This is a genomic window from Microbacterium sp. NPDC087665, from assembly GCF_044743285.1.
Lineage (GTDB): Bacteria > Actinomycetota > Actinomycetes > Actinomycetales > Microbacteriaceae > Microbacterium.
The window spans coordinates 14,095-33,116 of record NZ_JBIUWD010000007.1; the positions used below are offsets into that span (position 1 = coordinate 14,095).

The following is a 19,022-nucleotide window of genomic DNA, read 5'->3' on the forward strand; positions in this document are numbered from 1 at the left end:
TGAGACTAACCCGTGGAATATCGGGGAGGCCCGGGATCGGGCGATCGGCGGGACATTGCCAGGGCATACGGAGGATGCCCTGCGCGGCAGGATCAGCCGACGGCCACGAACCGCACGGCGCCGGAATCGACCTGCAACCGCACCCTCTCGCCGGCCGCGAGCCCGGCCGCCTGAGTGAGCGGCACGTCGACGGCCCCGAGCGCGGTCTGCATGCGCACCCCGATGAGCGTCGGCTCCAGCCCGGTGATCACCGCCGACCACGAACCGGCATCCGCAGCCCCTGCCCCGATCACCCGCACGTGCTCCGGCCGGAACACGGCGACCAGCGGCACCCCGTCGACGGCGGCGAGCGCACGCGAGGCGGCATCCGCGCTCTCCAGACGTACGTCACCGCTCGACCAGCCGCCGGCGGCAGCCACCCCGACAAGTCGGTTCACCCCGCCGATCACCGCCACGAAGTCCGATGCCGGCGCGGCCAGCACGTCGCGCACCGGCCCGCTCTGCGTGACACGGCCCGACTCGACCACGACCAGCCGGTCTGCCAGCCCGACGGCATCCGCCGCATCGTGGGTGACGGCCACCGTGGTGATTCCCTCGAGTTGTTCGCGCAGCATCCGCCGGATGTCTGCCGCCGTCGCGGGGTCGAGCGCGACGAGGGGTTCGTCGAGCAGCACGGCCTGCGGTGAGGCGGCGAGCGCCCGACCGACGGCGACGCGCTGACTCTCGCCGCCCGACAGTTCGTGCGGCATCCGATCCCCCGATCCCGGAAGGCCGACGCGAGCCAGCCATTCGTCGGCGGATGCCCGTGCCACACGTGCCGCGACGCCCGCGGAGCGCGGGCCGAAGGCGACGTTCTCGCGCACGGACAGGTGCGGGAACAGTCGGGTGTCCTGCCCGAGCAGCACGATGCCGCGATGCATGGGAGCGGTCTGCACACGCGGCGCGGCGGCGCGGTCGATGACCCGGCCGTGCACCGCGATCTCGCCGGCATCGAGGGGCACGAGACCCGCCAGCGCCTGCAGCAGGGTCGACTTGCCCGCACCGCTCGGCCCCATCACCGCGACGGTCTCACCGGCGGCCACCTCGATCGCGACGTCGACGGCGAAGTGTTCGCGCTGCACCGTCACGTGCGCCCGCAGCCCGGCCATCGGGCCGCTCCCGGCCATCGGGCCACCCCCGGTCATCGGGCCGCTCCCGGCCGCCACCCGCGCACCAGCAGCAGCACCGCGATGGCCGTGGCGAGCAGCAGCAGGGCGAGAGCGACCGCGGCGCCCTGCGAGACCCCTGCGCCGTTGAAAGCGGTGTAGATCGCGAGCGGCATGGTCTGCGTCACTCCGGGGCGGTTGCCCGCGAACAGTGCGGTCGCCCCGAACTCGCCGATCGCACGGGCGAAGCACAGCACCACGCCCGCCACGATGCCGGGCGCGGCGAGGGGCAGGGTGATGCGGCGCAGGATGGTCCAGCGCCCGGCGCCGAGCGCGGCGGCCGTGCGCTCGTGGTCGACGCCCGAGGCGCGCACGGCACCTTCGACGGCGAGCACGAGGAACGGCAGGGCCACGAACGACTGCGCCAGCACGACGGCCGGGGTGCTGAACGAAAGCCCGAGCCCGCCGAGCCAACCCGCGCGCCCGAAGAGGTAGAGCAGCGCGACGCCGCCCACCATCGGTGGCAGCACGAGCGGCACCGTCACCGCCGCGCGCATCACGGCGGCGAGGCGCGGACCGGAGCGGGCGATGAGCAGCGCGAGCGGTACGCCGACCACGATGCACAGCAGCGTCGCGATCAGTCCGGTGCCGAGCGAGAGCAGAAGAGCCGAGCGCGCGGCATCCGACGTCACGTCGGAGACGAATGTCGCCCACTCGACGCGCGAGATCAGTGCGATCAGCGGAAGGAGCAGGAACACCAGCCCGATCGTCGCGGGGATCGCGAGCGCGCGGGGGGCGTACCCCTGCACGCGTCTCGTGCTCATGGTGCGCCGAAGCCGAACTTCGCCAGGATGGCCTGTCCGGCATCCGACAGCACGAACGCGACGAACGCCTTCGCCGCCTCGGGGTTCGGGGCGTCGGCAAGAGCGGCGATCGGGTAGTGGTTCACGACGTCGGCGGCGTTCTCGGGCACGACGGCTTCGACGCCGTCACGGCCGATCACGTCGGTCGCGTAGACGAGGCCCGCGTCGGCTTCGCCCGTCTCGACCTTCGTGAGCACCGCGGTGACGTTCTGCTCGAGGCTCGCGGCATCGATCGTGACGCCTGCGGCATCGAGGAGCTTCGCGGATGCCGCGCCGCACGGCACCTCGGAGGCGCACAGCACGGTGGTCACATCGGCGAGGTCGGCGACATCGGCGATGTCTTTCGGATTGCCGGCGGGAACGACGATCACGAGCGTGTTCGAGGCGAACAGTTCCGGGTCGATGGCGGCGTCTTCGGCCTTCTCCATGTTCGCCTCGTCGGCCGAGGCGAATACGTCGGCCGGGGCGCCCTCGCGGATCTGCGTGACGAGCGTCGAGGAGCCGTCGTACACGGGCACGACCCGCACACCGGGGTGCTCGGCCGTGAACGCCTCGGCCATCTCGTCGAAGGCCCCGGCGAGCGATGCCGCGGCGTAGACGGCGACGTCACCCTCGAGGGTGTCGGCCGAGGTCGAGGCAGCGGTCGGAGTGGGCTCGGACTCGGCGGCGCCCGCGCACCCGGTGAGCGCGAGAACGAGGACGGCGATTCCGACGACGGTGGATCGGCGCAGCGAGCGGCGCATGGTCAGCCTTTCGAGATGTCGACGACGACCTGCGTCGCTTTGACGGATGCGGTGGCGAGAGAGCCGACCTCGAGCTCGAGCGCGCGTGCGGCTTCGGCCGACATCAGCGAGACGACCCGGTGGGGTCCGGCCTGCAGATCGACCTGAGCCATCAGACCCTCGATCTGCACGCGGGTCACGATGCCGACGAAGCGGTTGCGGGCGCTCGAGAGCGAGTCATCGGCGGATGCCACTTCTGCGGCGAGCTCGATCGCGCGCGCGGCGAGCGCGTCGCCCGGGATCTCGGCCGGCGTGGAGTCGGTGACGGGAAGCAGCCCCTGGTCGATCCAGCGCCGCACGGTGTCGTCGCTCACACCGAGCAGTTGGGCGGCCCGCGCGATCCGGTAGGTCTGCATGGTTCGAAGATACCGCAGATGCGGATAACCACGAGGAATCCTGCCGCATCCGCGAACTCCTATGACGCTCGGCCCCGATAAAGGCACGACGGCATACCCTGAAGCCATGCATCCCCTCGTCGCGCCCGCACCGGCTCTCGAGCCCACCGAACTCGTGCGCACCGCGCGCCATGCCGTGCTCACCGGCATCGGCGAAGAAGGGCAGCGGCGCCTCAACGCGGCGCACGTCGCCGTCGTCGGCGCCGGAGGCCTCGGCTCCCCCGTGCTGCTCGCCCTGGCCGCCGCCGGGGTCGGCGCGATCACGGTCATCGACGACGACGTGGTCGAGCTGACAAACCTGCAGCGGCAGCTCGCTCACCGCGTCGACGACATCGGCACGCTCAAGACCACCTCGGCCGCGCGGGCGATCACGGCGCTCGCGCCGCAGACGGTCGTGACGACGGCAGCCGAACGCCTCGACACCGACAACGCCACCCGCCTTCTCGGCGACGCGCACATCATCGTCGACACGAGCGACTCGTTCGAGACGCGACGGGCCGTCGCCGCCGCATCCGAAGCCCTCGCCCGCCCGCTCGTCTGGGGAGCGGTGCAGGAATGGCACGCGCAGGTGACGGTCTTCTGGTCAGCACCGACCGAGGGAGACGCCGTCGTGCTGGCCGATCTCTTCCCCCTGGGCACCGAGGGCGAACCCCCCAGCTGTGCACAGGTGGGCGTGCTCGGCGCGCTGTGCGTGCAGGTGGGCGGGATGCTGGCGGGCGAGGTCGTGAAGCTCATCACGGGCGCCGGCCAGCCGCTGCTCGGACGCCTGGCCGTGATCGACGCGCTCGCCGGTCGTCAGCACGAGATCGCGATACGCTCGTCCGCCCGTGCGACCGAGGTGTCGGCGTGAGCGCCGCCGGGGCGAAGACCCCGCGCACCGTCGAAGACCAGTTGGCGCGCGTGCTCGCCGCGGTGCATCCCCTCGACACCGAGGTGCGGGCCGTGCAACGGGCCGCGGGGCGCACGCTGGCGGAGCCCGCCACTGCCGCCCACGACATCCCGCTGTTCGACAACTCGGCCATGGACGGGTTCGCCGTGCGGGCCGCCGATGTGGCCGACGCGTCGGCGGAGCATCCGATCACCCTGCGCGTCGTCGCCGATCTGCCGGCCGGCGTCTCGATCGACCCGGCCCTGGCCGCGGGCGAGGCGGCGCGCATCATGACGGGCTCGCCGACCCCCACGGATGCCGACGCGATCGTGCCGTTCGAAGACACTGCCGGCGGACTCGCCGACTCCCTCGGCGAGGTGCGGGTGCTGCGCGCGCCCGCGAAGCCCGGAGCGTTCGTGCGACGCCGGGGCGCCGATCTGCACCGCGGCGACGAAGTCGTGCGCGCGGGCGAACGGCTCGGCCCGTTCCAGGTGGCCGCCGCCGTCGCCGCCGGCGTCTCGCAGGTCGTCGTCACCCGTGCCCCGCGCGTGGCCGTCGTCTCGACGGGCAGCGAGCTGCTGGCAGCCGGCGAACCCGCGGCCCGTGGGCGCATCCCCGACTCGAACGGCCCCCTGCTCGAACAGCTCGTCGCGGGGGCGGATGCCGAATTCGTACTGGTCGCCCGTGTGCTCGACGAGGCGGATGCCGTGCGCGCCGTCACCGCCGAGGCTCAGGAACGCGGTGCCGACGTGATCGTCTTCACCGGCGGGGTGAGCGCCGGGGCGTACGAGCCGGTGCGCGGTGCGTTCGACGGCGGCGGCGAGGTCGAGTTCACACCCGTCTCGATGCAGCCCGGCAAGCCGCAGGCGTTCGGAGTGCTGTCGTCGGGGGCGCTCGTGTTCGGCCTTCCCGGCAACCCGGTGAGCGTCGCGGTGTCGTTCGAGGTGTTCGTGCGGCCGGCGCTCCTGGCGCTGCAGGGGCGTGGCGTGATCCAGCGTTCTCGTCTGTCATTGGTGGCGGATGCCGCGTGGAGGACCCCTCCCGGGCGCCGGCAGTACCTGCCGGCGGTCGTCGACCTCGCCGCCGGGACCGTTGCCCCGGCGACGAGCGGCGGATCGGGATCACACCTGGCCGGAGGACTCGCCCGCGCGCGGGCGTTCGCCATCGTGCCCGCAGAGGTCGAGGCCGTCGCCGTCGGCGACCGGATCGATGTCATGCTGGTCGAATGAGCTTTCCCCACCTGGATGCGGCCGGCCACGCGCACATGGTCGACGTCACCCTGAAGCAGCCGACCGTCCGCACCGCCACCGCCCGCGGTTTCGTGCGGTGCAGCCCCGAGGTCATCGCCGCTCTCCGCGACGGCACCGCCCCCAAGGGCGACGTGATCGCCGTGGCGCGCATCGCCGGCATCCAGGCTGCGAAGTCCACCGCCTCCCTCCTCCCGCTCGCGCACGTGATCGGCGTACACCGGGCGAGCGTCGACCTCGACATCGTCGACTCCGGCGTGCACATCGAGGCCACCGTCGGCACGGCCGACCGCACGGGCGTCGAGATGGAAGCCCTCACAGCCGTCTCGGTCACGGCGCTCGCCATCGTCGACATGATCAAGGGCCTCGACCGCGCGGTCGTCATCGAAGACGTGCGCATCACCGCCAAGTCCGGCGGACGCTCCGGCGACTGGGTGCGGCCGGACGAGGCATCCGAATGACCCGCGTGCGCTACTTCGCCGCCGCCGCCGACGCCGCCGGCACCGACGCGGAGGAGCGCTCGGAGCCGACGCTCGCCTCTCTGCGTGCGGCGCTGGTGCAGGAGCATCCGGAACTCACCGACATCCTGCCGCGCTGCGCCGTGATGGTCGACGGCGTGCGCACCGACGGCGACCGCCCGCTCGACGACGTCGAGCTCATCGACGTGCTGCCACCCTTCGCCGGCGGCTGATCCACCTTCGGGACGGGCAGACCGGTCAGCCGCCGATGCCCTTCCACGACGAGGTGCCGTCGGACTCGTGCTGGCGCTTCCACACCGGAAGGTCGCGTTTGATCGCCTCGATGACCTCGCGGCACACGGCGAACGCCTCGGCACGGTGCTCCGACGCGACCGCGATCACGACGGCGGCGTCTCCCACGGCCAGCTGTCCGATGCGGTGACTGACGGCGACGACGACCGGCCCGTCGCCCGCGCCGGATGCCTGGGAGGCGATGCGCCGCAGCGTCGCCTCGGCGTCGGGGTGCGCGCTGTACTCCAGGCCGACCACCGGGGAGTCGGCGTCGGGGTCGTTGTCGCGCACGCGCCCGACGAACGTCGTGACCGCCCCGAGCGTGGGGTCGTCGACCGCGGCGAGGTGCGCGTCGAGGTCGAGCGGCGTCTCGGAGATCGCGGCGATGCGCACGTCGTTCATCAGTGATCACCACCGGCGAGCTGGTCGACGATGTGCGCCGCAACACCGAGCACGATCGGTACGCCCGACGAGACGGCATTCGTCGAGCCGGGAAGATTCACCACGAGCGCGCCGAACGGGTCGATGATGCCGGCGATGCCCCGCGAGAGCACCGACTTCGGGGTGTCATCGAGGCCTCGGCGACGCAGTTCCTCGGCGATACCGGGCACCTCCCGCGTGACGACCTGCTGCGTTCCCTCCGGGGTCTCATCGCGCGGGGCGACGCCCGTGCCACCGGTCGTGACGATCAGCTTCACCCCGCGCGCGCATGCCCGGCGCAGGGCATCGGCGACCGAGTCCGCTCCGTCGGCGACGACCTCGGCGTCGGGGCAGTGCCACCCCGCCTCACGGAGCAGACCGACCGCGATCGGCCCGCCGCGGTCCTCGCGCTCTCCGGCGAACGATCGATCGGAGACGGTGATCACACAGGCTGAAGGCTGGGTCATGCGTCCACCCTAGGACGCCCCTCGCATCGCCGCACCGATCAGTTGACCCGGATCAGCGAGCGCTGCCAGCCCGACGAACCGTTCGGCGCGATGGGCGCACGCTCCTCGATCTGGGTCTCGCCGTTCTTGTTGATGGCGCGCACGGCCACGTAATGGGTGCCGGGGGTGGCGTCCCACTCCATGAACCACTGCACCCAGGTGTCGTCGTTGATCGGAGCCGACGTCTGCACCGGCATCCAGTCGCCGTTGTCGATGCTGACCTCGACGCGCTCGATGCCCACCGACTGCGCCCAGGCGACACCCGCGATCGGGATGCGGCCCGCGTCAACCGCCGCCCCGAGCTTGGGGGTGTCGACGCGCGACGAGAACTTGATCGGCGCCTCGGCGCTGTACCCGCGCGGGGTCCAGTAGGCCTCGTCGTCGGCGAAGGTGGTGACCTTGAGCTCGGTGAGCCACTTCGTCGCCGACACGTAGCCGTAGAGACCCGGAACGACCATGCGCACCGGGAAGCCGTGCTCGAGCGGAAGCGGCTCGCCGTTCATGCCGACCGCGAGGATCGCGTCGAGGTTGTCGTCGGTGAGTGCCGACAGCGGGGTGCTGGCCGTGTAGCCGTCGACGCTGCGCGAGAGCACCATGTCGGCACCCGACTTCACGCCGGCCTTCTTCAGCACGTCGCGCAGCGGAACCCCGAGCCACATCGCGTTGCCCACGAGTTCGCCACCGACCTCGTTCGACACGCAGGTCAGCGTGATCGCGTATTCGTCGAGCCCCATGTCGAGCAGATCCTGGAAGCTCATCTCGACCCGCTGATCGACCATGCCGTCGATGACGAGGCGCCAGGTCTCGGGGTCGACGGTCGGCACGGTGAGTGCGGTGTCGACGCGGTAGAAGTCTTTGTTCGGGGTGAAGAGCGGGCTGATGCCGGGTACGTCGAGCTCGGCTCCCGGCGGCACGGTGACGGTGCTGCCGGGCGCCGGGAGCTTCAACGCCTTGCGGATGCTCTCGACCGATCCCACCGCCATGCTCACAGTGCGCGAAGCGACGCCGACGACCACGGCGGAGATGCCCGCGATGGCCGCGATGGCGAAGAAGCCACGGCGATCGACGCCGGCGGATTTGCCTCCGACGTTGCCCGCGGTCGGGATATCGGTCGGCGACGGCTTGGTGATCGGCGGCGTCGAGGGGTCGACGGGCACGTTTCGGGCCGTGCCCGTCGAGAGCGCGGCCGTGCGCCAGCGGCGCAGACGGCGGGTCAGCACGATCAGGATGAAGGCGCCCGCGACGGTGCCGAGCACGGGAGGCAGGAAGGCCAGCGGCGCCACTCCGGCGCGTGTCACGATCGCCGCGGTCGACAGCACACCCGCGATGCCGAGCGCGATCACACCGAGCGGTGCGCGCACGAGCTGCAGGATGCCGGCGATCGCCGACGCGATCACCACGGCCAATCCGAGGCCGGCGAGCAGCGCGATCTTGTCGTACTCGCCGAAGGTCGCGATCGCGAACTCCTTGAAGGGCTGCGGCACGATGTCGATCACGAAGCCGCCGACGGCCAGGATCGGGCTCGCGGAGCGCGCCACGATCAACGCGAAGAGCTCGGCTATGGCGAGGAAGACCGCCCCGCTGATCACGCCCGCGAGCGCTGCCCAGACGATGAATCGCTTCCCACTGCGGCGCTTGGCCATGATGTCCTCCTGGTCCACCGGTGACGGTGCTCCCCGATTGTTCGGAGCGGAGGGCGGATCGGATGGTGCCGGAACTACACCTGCACGATGTGCGGCGGGGGCGGCGGGGCGAGCTGACGCTGAGGCACCCCGTGCGCCTCGCGGTGCAGACGCTCCATGCGGGTGTCGAGCTCGGCGGCGGCCTCGGCCGCATCGGCCAGGCTCTCGACGAGGTGCGAGGGCACCTGGTTCGAGAACTTGTAGTAGATCTTGTGCTCGAGGCTGGCCCAGAAGTCCATCGCGATCGTGCGGAACTGCACCTCGACCGGCACCATGAGCGCACCCGTCGACAGGAAGACCGGCACCTCGATGATGGCGTGGAGGCTCTTGTAGCCGTTCGACTTGGGCGTGGCGATGTAGTCCTTCACGACCCGCACGGTGACGTCGTCCTGCGCGGTGAGCAGGTCGAACAGGCGGTAGACGTCGGCGACGAAGCTGCAGGTGACCCGCACGCCGGCGATGTCGGTGATCTCGCGGCGGATCAGTTCGAAGTCGGGCTCGTCGATGCCCTTGCGGGCGAGCTTCTCGACGATGCTGTCGGGCGACTTCACCCGGCTCTTGACGTGCTCGATCGGGTTGTACGCGTGGTGGTGCGTGAATTCGTCGCGCAGGATCGAGATCTTCGTCTCGACCTCGCGCATCCCGAATTCGTACTCGCGCAGGAATCGCTGGAACTGATCCCGGAGCGCCTTCGTCTCCTGGATCGCCAGTTCATCGACGGGAAGGGTGGTCATGACATCGACGTTATCCATCCGTGATCGGAAACGGCTGTGCATCTCGGGGTTGCCCCGCGCACCGCGGATGCCCCGGCCTGGCCCTGCCGGAGACAACGCGTCGGGCGGAGAACTCCCCGTCGGGCGGAGAACTTCCACCGATTCCTCCTCCCGACAGCGAGATCTCCGCCCCAGAGGGCGCGACCACGCGCGTTCGGGAGGAGATCTCATGGTGTGACGGAGCATCCGCCCGCATTCCGCCTCGTTGCGTGAGACCTCCTCAGAAGCGGATGCCCCGGCATCCGCAGGTTCGTCCGCGCACGCCGCGACCCTAACTCAGGACAACCCTTCCCGTTCCGGCCTGATCGGCGGCCTACGGGCCGACGGCGCGCCTTTTGTCCTGAGTTGTGGCCGGGGGCTCGACCGCAGACCGTAAGGATTCCGTGAGGGCGCCCCGGCGGCCCGTAGGGATTCCGTGAGGATGGCGTGAGGATGCCGCTCATCAGGAGTAGTGTCGCCCGACGTGCCAGATGAAACCAGAGAGGGCGCCGATGCGCCGGCCGTCAAGCGCATCCTGATCGGTGAGCCGCTCACGAGCGCCCAGGTCGACGATCAGCTGCTCCCCAAGCGCATGGCTCTTCCGATCTTCGCGTCGGATGCGTTGAGCTCGGTGGCGTACGCCCCGCAGGAGCTCGTGATGATCCTGCTGATCGGCGGGCTCACGTTCCTCTCGTTCACGCCGCTGGTGGCGATGGCGGTCGTGGTGCTGCTGGTCGTCGTGGTGCTCAGCTACCGGCAGCTCATCAAGGCGTATCCCTCCGGCGGCGGCGACTACGAGGTCGCCTCGAAGAACCTCGGCGAGATTCCGGGCGTGATCGTGGCCGCGGCGCTCCTGGTCGACTACGTGCTGACGGTGGCCGTGTCGGTCGCCTCGGGCGTCGACAACATCATCTCGGCCGTGCCGGGCCTCGACCCCTTCCGCGTGGAACTGGCCGTCGGCTTCGTGGTGCTCATCATCATCGTGAACCTGCGCGGGGTGCGCGAAGCATCCGCCGTGTTCGCGATCCCCACGTACGTCTTCATCGGGTCGGTCGGAATCATGATCGTGACCGGGCTGATCCGCACGTTCCTCGGCGATGCGCCGGTGGCGTCGAGCGCCGACTTCTCGGTGCAGGCCGAGAGCCTGAGCCAGGCCGCGGTGATCCTGCTGATCCTGCGGGCGTTCTCGAGCGGATGCTCCGCCCTCACCGGCGTCGAGGCCGTGTCGAACGGGGTGCCTGCCTTCCGGGCGCCGAAGGTGCGCAACGCCCAGTCGACGTTGGTGCTGATGGGGTCGATCGCGATCTGCCTGTTCGCGGGCCTCACCGCCCTCGCCCTGATCACCGGGGTGCACTACGCCGAGAACCCGTGCGATCTGATCGGCTTCGACTGCACGAACCCGCAACCCAGCCTGATGGCGCAGATCGCCGCGGCGACGTTCGGGGGCGGCAGCATCGCCTTCTTCATCGTGCAGGCGGCGACGGCGTGCGTGCTGCTGCTCGCGGCGAACACCGCGTTCAACGGCTTCCCGTTGCTGGGCGCGGTGCTCGCCCGTGACGGCTACGCCCCGAAGTCGCTCAACACCCGCGGCGACCGCCTCGTGTTCTCGAACGGCATGATCCTGCTCGGCATCGGCGCGATCATCGTGCTGGTGGTGTTCCAGGCGCGATTGACCACGCTGATCCAGCTGTACATCATCGGCGTCTTCGTGTCGTTCTCGCTCGGGCAGATCGGCATGGTGCGGCACTGGCGGAGGGTGCTGCGGCAACCCGACAGCGACGCCCCGGACGGCACGATCGACGGCGCCTCGGCGACCGACCGCCGTTCGGCTCGCGTGGGTCTGATCATCAACTCCGCCGGTGCCGTCATGACCGTGCTCGTGCTGCTGATCGTGACGATCACCAAGTTCACCCACGGCGCGTATCTGGTGTTCTTCGCGATCCCGATCCTCGCTTTCCTCATGCTGGGCGTGAAGCGGTACTACCGCGACGTCGAGCACGAGATCGAGATCGATGACACGACGCGGTTCGGGGCATCCGGCGATGTCGCGATCGTGCTGGTCAACAGGCTGCAGAAGCCCGTCATGAAGGCGATCGACTACGCGGTCGCGGCGAAGCACGGCAAGACGATCGCGGTGCACGTGGCCGTGGCATCCGACGACGCCGCCGAACTGCAGCGGCAGTGGGCCGACCATCTCGTGCCGATCCCGCTCGTGATCGTGGAGTCGCCGTACCGCTCGTTCGCGCAACCGGTGACGCAGTTCATCAAGCAGTACCGCGAGAAGCACGGCTCGTCGGTGGTGACGGTGTACCTGCCGCAGTACATCGTGGGCCACTGGTGGGAATCGTTCCTGCACAACCGTCGCGCCCGCCGCCTGGCGAATCAGCTGATGCTCGTGCACGGCGTCTCGATCACGCTCGTGCCGTGGCTGCTCGACTCGTCGGAGCTGATCTACGGGCGTCGCTCGCGTCCGCTCCCCGGCCAGCAGCGCGCCGGCCGCCCGGTGGTCGTGTCGGGTCGTCGAGCCCACCGCCCCGCGGGTCCGCCGCAGGAGTAGCTCCGGCATCCGCCGTTCCGGTCGCAGAAAGGCCCGGTATCCACCTCGGATACCGGGCCTTTTCGCGACCGGAGCGACGGGAGCGAGGTCTAGATGCAGACCCAGCAGTACAGGCGGTGGCCGGATGCTTCGGCACCACGCGCGAGGGCGGCGAGCTCGCGCAGGAACCCGGCGAGACCTGCCGGGTCGGAGCCTGCGAGCTCGTCGGTCTGCGACCACGGCACCGCCACCTCGGCGAGGCGCGCATCGTCGACTGCGGCGAGCGCGGTGGCGAGAGCATCGGTCACCGTGATGACGATCTGGTCGTAGTCCTCGCTCATCGCGAGGTTGAGGCCGGCGCGCGGGTCTTCGGTGACGTCGTCGTAGGGCGTGCCGGTGAGCAGTGCCTCGAGGGTGCCGAGCTGCACGACGGGGTCGATGCCGCCCGCGGATGCGGTGTCGAAACCCGACCCTTCGGCCGTGGGCCCGCCGCCGACGGTGAGCACCGTCACAGCGAGGTCGTCGGATGCTGCCGAGAAGTAGTCGTAGATCACACTCATGCCCACATCCTGTCAGGCCGCACCGACAGGCGCAGGTCGTGACACATGTCACCGGCACCGGTGACAGGGCGTCACTTCCTCGCGAGGCCGGCGCCGAGTGGACTGGAGTCAGATGCGGAGACCCGACCCCGCCGATCGAGAAAGAGCACCATGCGCAAGCCCTGGAAAGTCGTCCTCACCACCCTCGGAGTCATCGTGGCGGTGCCCGTCTTCGCGATCGCCTCGACCGCGATCGTGAATGTGATCGCGACGCGGGTCGAGGCATCCGTCTTCACCGCGTACGGAGAGCTCGTGCCCGTCGACGGCAAGTCGATGAACGTCGCGGTGGCGGGCGAGGGCGACGAGACGATCGTGCTGCTGCCGGGTCTCGGCACGGCGGCACCGGGCCTCGACTTCGAACCCCTGATCGCCGAGCTGCAGACCACCCACCGGGTCGTCGCGGTCGAGCCGTTCGGCACCGGGCTGAGCGATCAGACCGACGTCGCGCGCACCGCCGAGAACATCAGCCGCGAAGTGCACGAGGCGTTGCAGCAGCTCGGCATCGACCGGTACGCCCTGATGGGCCACTCGATCTCGGGCATCTACGCGCTCACCTACACGGCCGCCTACCCCGACGAGGTCACCGCGTTCATCGGCATCGACAGCAGCGTGCCCGATCAGCCCGGGTGGAACGACCCCATCCCGACGTCGACGATCGCCACGCTCTCGAACCTCGGACTCACCCGTGTGCTGAGCGCGATCGCCGCCGACCCCTACGAGGGGCTGCCATACGACGAGGCCACCGCCGACCGGATGAACGTGCTCAGCGCACGGAACGCCGCCGCGCCGACGATGCTCGACGAGATGGATCACGTCCCCGCGAACTTCGAATCCGTGAGCGGTACGACCTTCGCCGCCGATCTGCCGGTGTTGCTGTTCGTCGCGGCCGACGACGCCGAGGTTCCGAGGTGGCTCGAGCTGCACGAGGCCCAGGCGGCGAGCGTTGACCACGGCCGGGTGGTCGCTCTCGAGGGCGGCCACTACCTGCACCACACGCAGTCGGCGACCCTGGCCGACGAGACGCGCACCTTCCTCGATGGGCTGGCGGCCGGCTGACGGCATCCGTCCCCTGCTCCGGATGCCGCTACCCGGCGACCCACATCAGCACGAGCACCGCGGCCAGCACCGTCGGCACCGCCGCGACCGTTCCCCACAGCACGAAGCGGCTCCAGCGGATCTCGACCCCGAGGGAGACGATGCGGTGATGCCAGAGCAGGGTCGCGAGCGACGCCCACGGCGTGATGAGCGGACCGAGGTTGACGCCGATCAGCAGGGCCATCAGTGCGACGGGGTCACCGGCCGCGGGTTCGAGAACGAGGTAGGCCGGCAGGTTGTTGATCGCGTTGGCGCTGACCGCGCCGAGGGCGGCGAGCCGGAACAGGTCGCCCGCCGAATCGCCCGACGCGGTCGGCGAGGTCAAGAATTCGAGCAGTCCCTGCGCGTGCGCGGTCTCGACGATCACGAACAGGGCGGCGGCGAGCGCGAGCGCCTGCCACGGCACGAGCGAGAGCCGCAGCGCCCGGCGGCGGCGCACGGCGAACAGCACCACGAGCGCGAGCGCGGCGACGGATGCCGGAATCCACACGTCGTGCGTGAGTGCGAGCAGGGGCATGAGTACGAGCAGGATGCCGGTGGCGCTCCAGAACAGCGTCGGATCGGCGGGCCGCCTGGGCGTGGGCGTCTCGTACGCGGCGAACACCGTGCGGCGGTGCACGAGGGTGAGGATCGCGACCGGCACGATGATGCCGACGAGCGTGGGGGCCCAGCTCAGCGCGAAGAACGCTCCGGGGCCTCCGATGGCGTCGGCGGCGAGCAGGTTCGTGAGGTTCGAGACGGGCAGGGCGAGCGATGCCGTGTTCGCGAGCCAGATCGTCGCGAGCGCGAAGGGGATCGGTGAGACCCCGATGCTTTGCGCCAGCACGATCACCACGGGGGTGACGATCACGGCCGTCGTGTCGAGCGAGAGGAACACCGTGCTCACCACGGCGAGCGCCACCACCAGCGCCCAGAGCAGCAGCACCCTCCCTCGACCCCAGCGCGCGAGGCGCTGCGAGACCACGTCGAACACGGCGGCGTCGCGGGCGAGCTCGGCGACGATCGTGATCGCGACGACGAACCCGAGCACGGGGGCGATGCGCTCGCCGAGCGCCCCGGCATCCGTTCCCGGCAGGATGCCGGCGACCACGCAGACGAGCGCAATGACGACGAGCGCGACGACGACCCACGTCCCCGTCCCGATCCGCCGCATGTTCTTCGCCACCTCGTGATCTTAGATCCGCCACCCCCGGTTCCCGTCGCACTTTCTGTCGGTTCGTGGGCCCGGAACCGACAGAAAGTGCGACGGGAGCGAGACCGGAAAGGCGGATGCCGTGAGCAACCTGCATGCATCGGGCGAGGCGGCGTAGGGGAACCGTGAGGATCGTCGATTCGACTCCGGGCGAGGAGTTGTATCGGTGACGTGCTCGACATCCTCTACCTCGCGCTGACTCTCGCGCTGTTCGCCCTCGTCTCGTTCGCCGCGAAGGGGGTGGAGAAGCTGTGATCGTCTTCGAGATCATCGCCGCCGCGCTCGCCGCCGCGGCCGTCGTCTACCTCGTGATCGCCCTGGTCGCTGCGGAGCGCATCTGATGGGCGCCGAGATCTGGTTCGGCATCCTGCAGGCAGCGGTGCTCATCGTCGCCCTCGTGCTGCTCTACCGCCCCCTCGGCGACTACATCGCCCACGTCTTCACGAGCCCGCGCGACGCCAGGGTCGAGCGCGGTGTCTATCGCGTGATCGGGGTTGACCCGGCATCCGAGCAGACCTGGCGGGCCTACGCCCGCAGCGTGCTGGCATTCTCGGTGGTCGGGCTTCTGCTCGTCTACGGACTGCAGCGCCTGCAGGGCTTCCTGCCCGAGTCGCTGGGGCTCCCCGCCGTGCCCGAGGGCCTCGCCTTCAACACCGCGGCCTCGTTCGTCGCCAACACCAACTGGCAGTCGTACTCGCCCGAGCAGACCATGGGCTACACCGTGCAGCTCGCCGGCCTCACGGTGCAGAACTTCGTGTCGGCGGCCGTGGGTCTCGCGGTCGCGGTGGCGCTGATCCGCGGCATCGCCCGCCGCGGCTCGACCACGATCGGCAACTTCTGGGTCGACCTGATCCGCGGACTCGGACGCCTGCTGCTGCCGATCGCGATCATCAGCGCCCTCGCCCTGATCGCCGGCGGTGTGATCCAGAACTTCGCCGGATTCACCGACATCACCACGGTCGCGGGTAACCCGCAGACCATCCCCGGCGGGCCCGTCGCCTCGCAGGAGGCCATCAAGCTGCTCGGCACCAACGGCGGCGGCTTCTTCAACGCCAACTCGGCGCATCCCTTCGAGAACCCGACCGGTGCGACGAACCTGCTGGAGGTCCTGTTGATCCTGGCGATCCCTTTCTCACTCCCCCGCGCGTTCGGCCGCATGGTCGGCGACAACCGCCAGGGCTACGCGATCGCGGCCGTCATGGGCACGATCTTCCTGATCTCGACGTTCGCGCTCTCGGCCCTCGAGCTCGCAGGCCGGGGCACCGCCCCCGAACTCGCCGGAGCCGCGATGGAAGGCAAGGAGGTGCGCTTCGGCATCCTCAGCTCCACGCTGTTCGGAAGCGCCAGCACCCTCACCTCCACCGGTGCGGTCAATTCGATGCACGACTCGTACACGGCCCTCGGCGGCATGATGCCGATGCTCAACATGATGCTCGGAGAGGTCGCCCCCGGCGGCGTCGGATCGGGCCTGTACGGGATGCTCGTGCTCGCGATCATCGCCGTCTTCGTCGGCGGACTGCTCGTCGGACGCACGCCCGAGTACCTCGGCAAGCGCATCGGCCCGAAGGAGATCAAGCTCGCGAGCCTGTACATCCTGGTGGTTCCGGCGCTCGTGCTGGGCGGTACGGCGCTGAGCTTCGCGATCCCCGGCATCCGAGCGGATGTCGAGGCGACGAGCATCCTGAATCCCGGCGTGCACGGCATGAGCGAGGTGCTCTACGCGTTCACCTCGGCCGCCAACAACAACGGCTCGGCGTTCGCCGGTCTCACCGCCAACACCCCGTGGTTCAACACCGCGCTCGGTGTGGCGATACTGCTCGGACGCTTCCTGCCGATCGTGCTCGTGCTGGCGCTCGCCGGTTCGTTCGCGGCGCAGGAGAAAGTGCCCGAGACCGCGGGCACTCTCCCCACCCACCGGCCGCAGTTCGTCGGCCTGCTCCTCGCCGTGACGGTCGTCGTCACCGCGCTCACCTACTTCCCCGTGCTCACACTGGGACCCCTCGCCGAAGGACTCGTCTGACCATGACGCTCATCACTACTCCCCCCGAGACCCCCTCGGTTCCCGAGCCCGCTGAAGGGTCCGAGGCCGCGAAACCCCGCACGTTCGGCTGGCCCCAGCTCGCCGCCGCGATGCCGGGTGCGCTGCGCAAGCTCAATCCCGCCGCCCTCGTGCGCAACCCCGTGATGCTGCTCGTCTGGGTCGGCGCCGCGTTCACCACGGCGCTCGCGATCGCCGAGCCGTTCATCGGCGGTCCCGGCGAATCGGGTGGCACCCCCGTGCCCGCACCCTTCACGGCCGGCATCGCCGTGTGGCTGTGGCTGACCGTGCTGTTCGCAAACGTCGCGGAGTCCGTCGCCGAGGGCCGCGGCAAGGCGCAGGCCGCGAGCCTGCGCAAGACCCGCACGAGCACCATGGCGCGGCGGGTCGTCGGGTACGACGCCGCGACGGATGCTCTCGCCGCCCGGTCCGAGACCGTCGAGGTCTCGTCGGCCGAGCTGCAGCGCGACGACCTCGTGATCGTCGAGGCCGGAGAACTCATCCCCGGCGACGGCGACATCATCGCGGGCATCGCCACGGTCGACGAGTCGGCCATCACGGGCGAGAGCGCCCCGGTGATCCGCGAATCGGGCGGCGACCGCAGCGCGGTCACGGGCGGCACCCGGGTGCTGTCCGACCGCATCGTCGTGCGCATCACCTCGAAGCCGGGCGAGACGTTCGTCGACCGCATGATCGCGCTCGTCGAGGGTGCCAGCCGCCAGCGCACGCCCAACGAGATCGCACTCAACATCCTGCTCGCGAGCCTGTCGATCGTGTTCGTGATCGTGGTGCTGGCGCTCAACCCGATCGCGTCGTACGCGGCGTCACCCGTGAGCATCCCGGTGCTCATCGCCCTGCTCGTGTGCCTCATCCCGACCACGATCGGCGCCCTGCTCTCGGCCATCGGCATCGCCGGCATGGACCGTCTCGTGCAGCGCAACGTGCTCGTCATGTCGGGCCGCGCGGTCGAGGCGGCCGGTGACGTCACCACCCTCCTGCTCGACAAGACCGGCACGATCACCTACGGCAACCGCCGCGCCCACGAGGTGCTGCCGCTGCCGGGCGTCGACGCCGACGAGCTGCTGCGCATCGCGGCTCTCTCTTCTCTCGCCGACCCCACGCCCGAGGGCGCGTCGATCGTCGATCTGGCGGCGAGCCGGGGCATCCGCGTCGACGAACCGGCAGATGCCGTCGTCGTGCCGTTCACCGCGCAGACCCGCATGAGCGGGCTCGACCTCGCCGACGGCACGCAGATCCGCAAGGGTGCCGGCTCGGCCGTGCGGGCGTGGCTCGACCCTTCGACGGGCTCAGGGACCCAGAGCAGAGATGCCGAGCTGATGAGCCGCACGGATGCCGTCGCCGAGAGCGGCGGAACCCCCCTCGTCGTCGCGGTGAAGGCCGCCGACGGCGAGCGCATCCTGGGGGTCGTGCACCTGAAGGACATCGTGAAGGACGGCCTGCGCGACCGGTTCGACGAGCTGCGCAGCATGGGCATCCGCACCGTCATGATCACCGGCGACAACCCGCTGACGGCGAAGGCGATCGCCGCCGAGGCCGGGGTCGATGACTTCCTCGCGGAGGCCACACCCGAAGACAAGCTCGCTCTCATCCGCCGCGAGCAGGAGGGCGGACGCCTCGTCGCGATGACCGGCGACGGCACGAACGACGCTCCGGCACTCGCGCAGGCCGACGTCGGCGTCGCGATGAACACCGGCACCTCGGCCGCGAAAGAGGCCGGCAACATGGTCGACCTCGACTCCGACCCGACCAAGCTGATCGACATCGTGCGCATCGGCAAGCAGCTGCTCATCACCCGAGGGGCGCTCACGACCTTCTCGCTGGCGAACGACATCGCCAAGTACTTCGCCATCATCCCGGCGATGTTCATGGGCATCTTCCCCGGGCTGGCGGTGCTCAACATCATGCAACTGCACTCCCCGGCATCCGCCGTCACCAGCGCGATCATCTTCAACGCGATCGTGATCGTGTTCCTCATCCCGCTCGCCCTGCGCGGAGTGAAGTACCGGCCGGCGAGCGCCTCGCAGATCCTGCAGCGCAACCTGCTCGTCTACGGACTCGGCGGAGTGATCGCCCCGTTCCTCGGCATCAAGCTGATCGACCTCGTCGTCAGCCTCCTCCCCGGTTTCTGAAAG

Annotated in this window: 19 protein-coding genes; 9 read left to right on the plus strand and 10 right to left on the minus strand. The window is 70.1% G+C overall.

Annotation, left to right across the window (positions count from 1 at the left end; translation table 11 throughout):
* Nucleotides 1-92: 92 nt before the first annotated feature.
* The 4 genes from ACIOSY_RS15055 to ACIOSY_RS15070 are packed head-to-tail and all read right to left on the minus strand — an operon-like array spanning nucleotide 93 to nucleotide 3,146.
* Nucleotides 93-1,166 carry an ABC transporter ATP-binding protein gene (locus ACIOSY_RS15055; protein WP_400854700.1) on the minus strand — a complete coding sequence of 358 codons (1,074 nt, stop codon included), beginning with the start codon at nucleotides 1,164-1,166 and terminating at the stop codon, nucleotides 93-95.
* Nucleotides 1,167-1,180: 14 nt separating this feature from the next.
* Complete coding sequence (modB, locus tag ACIOSY_RS15060; protein WP_400854702.1) at nucleotides 1,181-1,969, minus strand: molybdate ABC transporter permease subunit; 789 nt, start codon at nucleotides 1,967-1,969, stop codon at nucleotides 1,181-1,183.
* Nucleotides 1,966-2,751 carry a molybdate ABC transporter substrate-binding protein gene (gene modA, locus ACIOSY_RS15065; RefSeq protein WP_400854704.1) on the minus strand — a complete coding sequence of 262 codons (786 nt, stop codon included), beginning with the start codon at nucleotides 2,749-2,751 and terminating at the stop codon, nucleotides 1,966-1,968. Before modA ends, modB begins: the two co-directional genes overlap by 4 nt.
* A 2-nt stretch (nucleotides 2,752-2,753) precedes the next feature.
* Nucleotides 2,754-3,146 (minus strand): molybdopterin-binding protein, encoded by a 393-nt coding sequence (locus tag ACIOSY_RS15070; protein WP_400854706.1) that lies wholly within the window; start codon nucleotides 3,144-3,146, stop codon nucleotides 2,754-2,756.
* Nucleotides 3,147-3,252: 106 nt separating this feature from the next.
* On the opposite strand from ACIOSY_RS15070, the gene ACIOSY_RS15075 reads away from it, so the two are divergent.
* The 4 genes from ACIOSY_RS15075 to ACIOSY_RS15090 are packed head-to-tail and all read left to right on the plus strand — an operon-like array spanning nucleotide 3,253 to nucleotide 5,991.
* A complete protein-coding gene (locus tag ACIOSY_RS15075) occupies nucleotides 3,253-4,035 on the plus strand; it encodes a HesA/MoeB/ThiF family protein (RefSeq protein WP_400854708.1) in 783 nt (260 codons plus the stop codon).
* Complete coding sequence (gene glp / locus ACIOSY_RS15080; protein WP_400854710.1) at nucleotides 4,032-5,282, plus strand: gephyrin-like molybdotransferase Glp; 1,251 nt, start codon at nucleotides 4,032-4,034, stop codon at nucleotides 5,280-5,282. The genes ACIOSY_RS15075 and glp overlap by 4 nt, the downstream gene beginning before the upstream one ends.
* On the plus strand, nucleotides 5,279-5,761 hold the full coding sequence (gene moaC, locus ACIOSY_RS15085; protein WP_400854712.1) for a cyclic pyranopterin monophosphate synthase MoaC: 483 nt from the start codon (nucleotides 5,279-5,281) through the stop codon (nucleotides 5,759-5,761). Before glp ends, moaC begins: the two co-directional genes overlap by 4 nt.
* A complete protein-coding gene (locus tag ACIOSY_RS15090; RefSeq protein ID WP_400854714.1) occupies nucleotides 5,758-5,991 on the plus strand; it encodes a MoaD/ThiS family protein in 234 nt (77 codons plus the stop codon). Before moaC ends, ACIOSY_RS15090 begins: the two co-directional genes overlap by 4 nt.
* Before the next feature lie 25 nt (nucleotides 5,992-6,016).
* On the opposite strand, the gene ACIOSY_RS15095 is transcribed toward ACIOSY_RS15090, so the two are convergent.
* The 4 genes from ACIOSY_RS15095 to ACIOSY_RS15110 form a co-directional block, all read right to left on the minus strand.
* A complete protein-coding gene (locus ACIOSY_RS15095) occupies nucleotides 6,017-6,451 on the minus strand; it encodes a molybdenum cofactor biosynthesis protein MoaE (protein WP_400854716.1) in 435 nt (144 codons plus the stop codon).
* Nucleotides 6,451-6,936 (minus strand): molybdenum cofactor biosynthesis protein B, encoded by a 486-nt coding sequence (locus ACIOSY_RS15100; RefSeq protein WP_400854718.1) that lies wholly within the window; start codon nucleotides 6,934-6,936, stop codon nucleotides 6,451-6,453. Before ACIOSY_RS15100 ends, ACIOSY_RS15095 begins: the two co-directional genes overlap by 1 nt.
* 38 nt (nucleotides 6,937-6,974) lie before the next feature.
* Nucleotides 6,975-8,618 carry a molybdopterin-dependent oxidoreductase gene (locus ACIOSY_RS15105; protein ID WP_400854720.1) on the minus strand — a complete coding sequence of 548 codons (1,644 nt, stop codon included), beginning with the start codon at nucleotides 8,616-8,618 and terminating at the stop codon, nucleotides 6,975-6,977.
* Nucleotides 8,619-8,692: 74 nt separating this feature from the next.
* Nucleotides 8,693-9,391, minus strand: a complete 699-nt coding sequence (locus ACIOSY_RS15110) for a GTP pyrophosphokinase family protein (RefSeq protein WP_400854722.1) — start codon at nucleotides 9,389-9,391, stop codon at nucleotides 8,693-8,695.
* A 490-nt stretch (nucleotides 9,392-9,881) separates the two neighbouring features.
* Between ACIOSY_RS15110 and ACIOSY_RS15115 the strand changes: the two genes are divergently transcribed.
* Nucleotides 9,882-11,966 (plus strand): APC family permease, encoded by a 2,085-nt coding sequence (locus ACIOSY_RS15115; RefSeq protein ID WP_400854724.1) that lies wholly within the window; start codon nucleotides 9,882-9,884, stop codon nucleotides 11,964-11,966.
* A gap of 89 nt (nucleotides 11,967-12,055) precedes the next feature.
* Here ACIOSY_RS15115 and ACIOSY_RS15120 read toward each other — a convergent pair whose 3' ends face one another.
* Nucleotides 12,056-12,505, minus strand: coding sequence for a hypothetical protein (locus tag ACIOSY_RS15120; protein ID WP_400854726.1), 450 nt, complete (start codon nucleotides 12,503-12,505; stop codon nucleotides 12,056-12,058).
* Nucleotides 12,506-12,655: 150 nt separating this feature from the next.
* Here ACIOSY_RS15120 and ACIOSY_RS15125 point away from each other — a divergent pair, with 150 nt between their 5' ends.
* Complete coding sequence (locus ACIOSY_RS15125; RefSeq protein WP_400854728.1) at nucleotides 12,656-13,600, plus strand: alpha/beta fold hydrolase; 945 nt, start codon at nucleotides 12,656-12,658, stop codon at nucleotides 13,598-13,600.
* Nucleotides 13,601-13,628: 28 nt separating this feature from the next.
* Here the strand turns inward: ACIOSY_RS15125 and ACIOSY_RS15130 are convergent, their stop codons facing one another.
* Entirely contained in the window at nucleotides 13,629-14,792 is a 1,164-nt protein-coding gene (locus ACIOSY_RS15130; RefSeq protein ID WP_400854937.1) for an SLC13 family permease, read from the minus strand.
* A gap of 290 nt (nucleotides 14,793-15,082) precedes the next feature.
* Here ACIOSY_RS15130 and ACIOSY_RS15135 point away from each other — a divergent pair, with 290 nt between their 5' ends.
* The 3 genes from ACIOSY_RS15135 to kdpB are packed head-to-tail and all read left to right on the plus strand — an operon-like array spanning nucleotide 15,083 to nucleotide 19,019.
* Nucleotides 15,083-15,172, plus strand: coding sequence for a potassium-transporting ATPase subunit F (locus ACIOSY_RS15135; protein WP_247623718.1), 90 nt, complete (start codon nucleotides 15,083-15,085; stop codon nucleotides 15,170-15,172).
* Nucleotides 15,172-16,851 (plus strand): potassium-transporting ATPase subunit KdpA, encoded by a 1,680-nt coding sequence (gene kdpA, locus ACIOSY_RS15140; RefSeq protein ID WP_400854731.1) that lies wholly within the window; start codon nucleotides 15,172-15,174, stop codon nucleotides 16,849-16,851. Before ACIOSY_RS15135 ends, kdpA begins: the two co-directional genes overlap by 1 nt.
* 2 nt (nucleotides 16,852-16,853) lie before the next feature.
* Nucleotides 16,854-19,019: a potassium-transporting ATPase subunit KdpB gene (gene kdpB / locus ACIOSY_RS15145; RefSeq protein WP_400854733.1), complete on the plus strand. Its 2,166-nt coding sequence runs from the start codon at nucleotides 16,854-16,856 to the stop codon at nucleotides 19,017-19,019.
* Nucleotides 19,020-19,022 lie beyond the last annotated feature (3 nt).

What these genes read in the sequence shown, in the direction of transcription:
- ACIOSY_RS15055 (WP_400854700.1), bottom strand. Translation starts at nt 1,166, where the DNA reads ATGGCCGGGAGCGGCCCGATGGCCGGGCTGCGGGCGCACGTGACGGTG.
- modB (WP_400854702.1), bottom strand. Translation starts at nt 1,969, where the DNA reads ATGAGCACGAGACGCGTGCAGGGGTACGCCCCCCGCGCGCTCGCGATC.
- modA (WP_400854704.1), bottom strand. Translation starts at nt 2,751, where the DNA reads ATGCGCCGCTCGCTGCGCCGATCCACCGTCGTCGGAATCGCCGTCCTC.
- ACIOSY_RS15070 (WP_400854706.1), bottom strand. Translation starts at nt 3,146, where the DNA reads ATGCAGACCTACCGGATCGCGCGGGCCGCCCAACTGCTCGGTGTGAGC.
- ACIOSY_RS15075 (WP_400854708.1), top strand. Translation starts at nt 3,253, where the DNA reads ATGCATCCCCTCGTCGCGCCCGCACCGGCTCTCGAGCCCACCGAACTC.
- moaC (WP_400854712.1), top strand. Translation starts at nt 5,279, where the DNA reads ATGAGCTTTCCCCACCTGGATGCGGCCGGCCACGCGCACATGGTCGAC.
- ACIOSY_RS15090 (WP_400854714.1), top strand. Translation starts at nt 5,758, where the DNA reads ATGACCCGCGTGCGCTACTTCGCCGCCGCCGCCGACGCCGCCGGCACC.
- ACIOSY_RS15095 (WP_400854716.1), bottom strand. Translation starts at nt 6,451, where the DNA reads ATGAACGACGTGCGCATCGCCGCGATCTCCGAGACGCCGCTCGACCTC.
- ACIOSY_RS15100 (WP_400854718.1), bottom strand. Translation starts at nt 6,936, where the DNA reads ATGACCCAGCCTTCAGCCTGTGTGATCACCGTCTCCGATCGATCGTTC.
- ACIOSY_RS15105 (WP_400854720.1), bottom strand. Translation starts at nt 8,618, where the DNA reads ATGGCCAAGCGCCGCAGTGGGAAGCGATTCATCGTCTGGGCAGCGCTC.
- ACIOSY_RS15110 (WP_400854722.1), bottom strand. Translation starts at nt 9,391, where the DNA reads ATGACCACCCTTCCCGTCGATGAACTGGCGATCCAGGAGACGAAGGCG.
- ACIOSY_RS15120 (WP_400854726.1), bottom strand. Translation starts at nt 12,505, where the DNA reads ATGAGTGTGATCTACGACTACTTCTCGGCAGCATCCGACGACCTCGCT.
- ACIOSY_RS15125 (WP_400854728.1), top strand. Translation starts at nt 12,656, where the DNA reads ATGCGCAAGCCCTGGAAAGTCGTCCTCACCACCCTCGGAGTCATCGTG.
- ACIOSY_RS15130 (WP_400854937.1), bottom strand. Translation starts at nt 14,792, where the DNA reads ATGCGGCGGATCGGGACGGGGACGTGGGTCGTCGTCGCGCTCGTCGTC.
- kdpA (WP_400854731.1), top strand. Translation starts at nt 15,172, where the DNA reads ATGGGCGCCGAGATCTGGTTCGGCATCCTGCAGGCAGCGGTGCTCATC.
- kdpB (WP_400854733.1), top strand. Translation starts at nt 16,854, where the DNA reads ATGACGCTCATCACTACTCCCCCCGAGACCCCCTCGGTTCCCGAGCCC.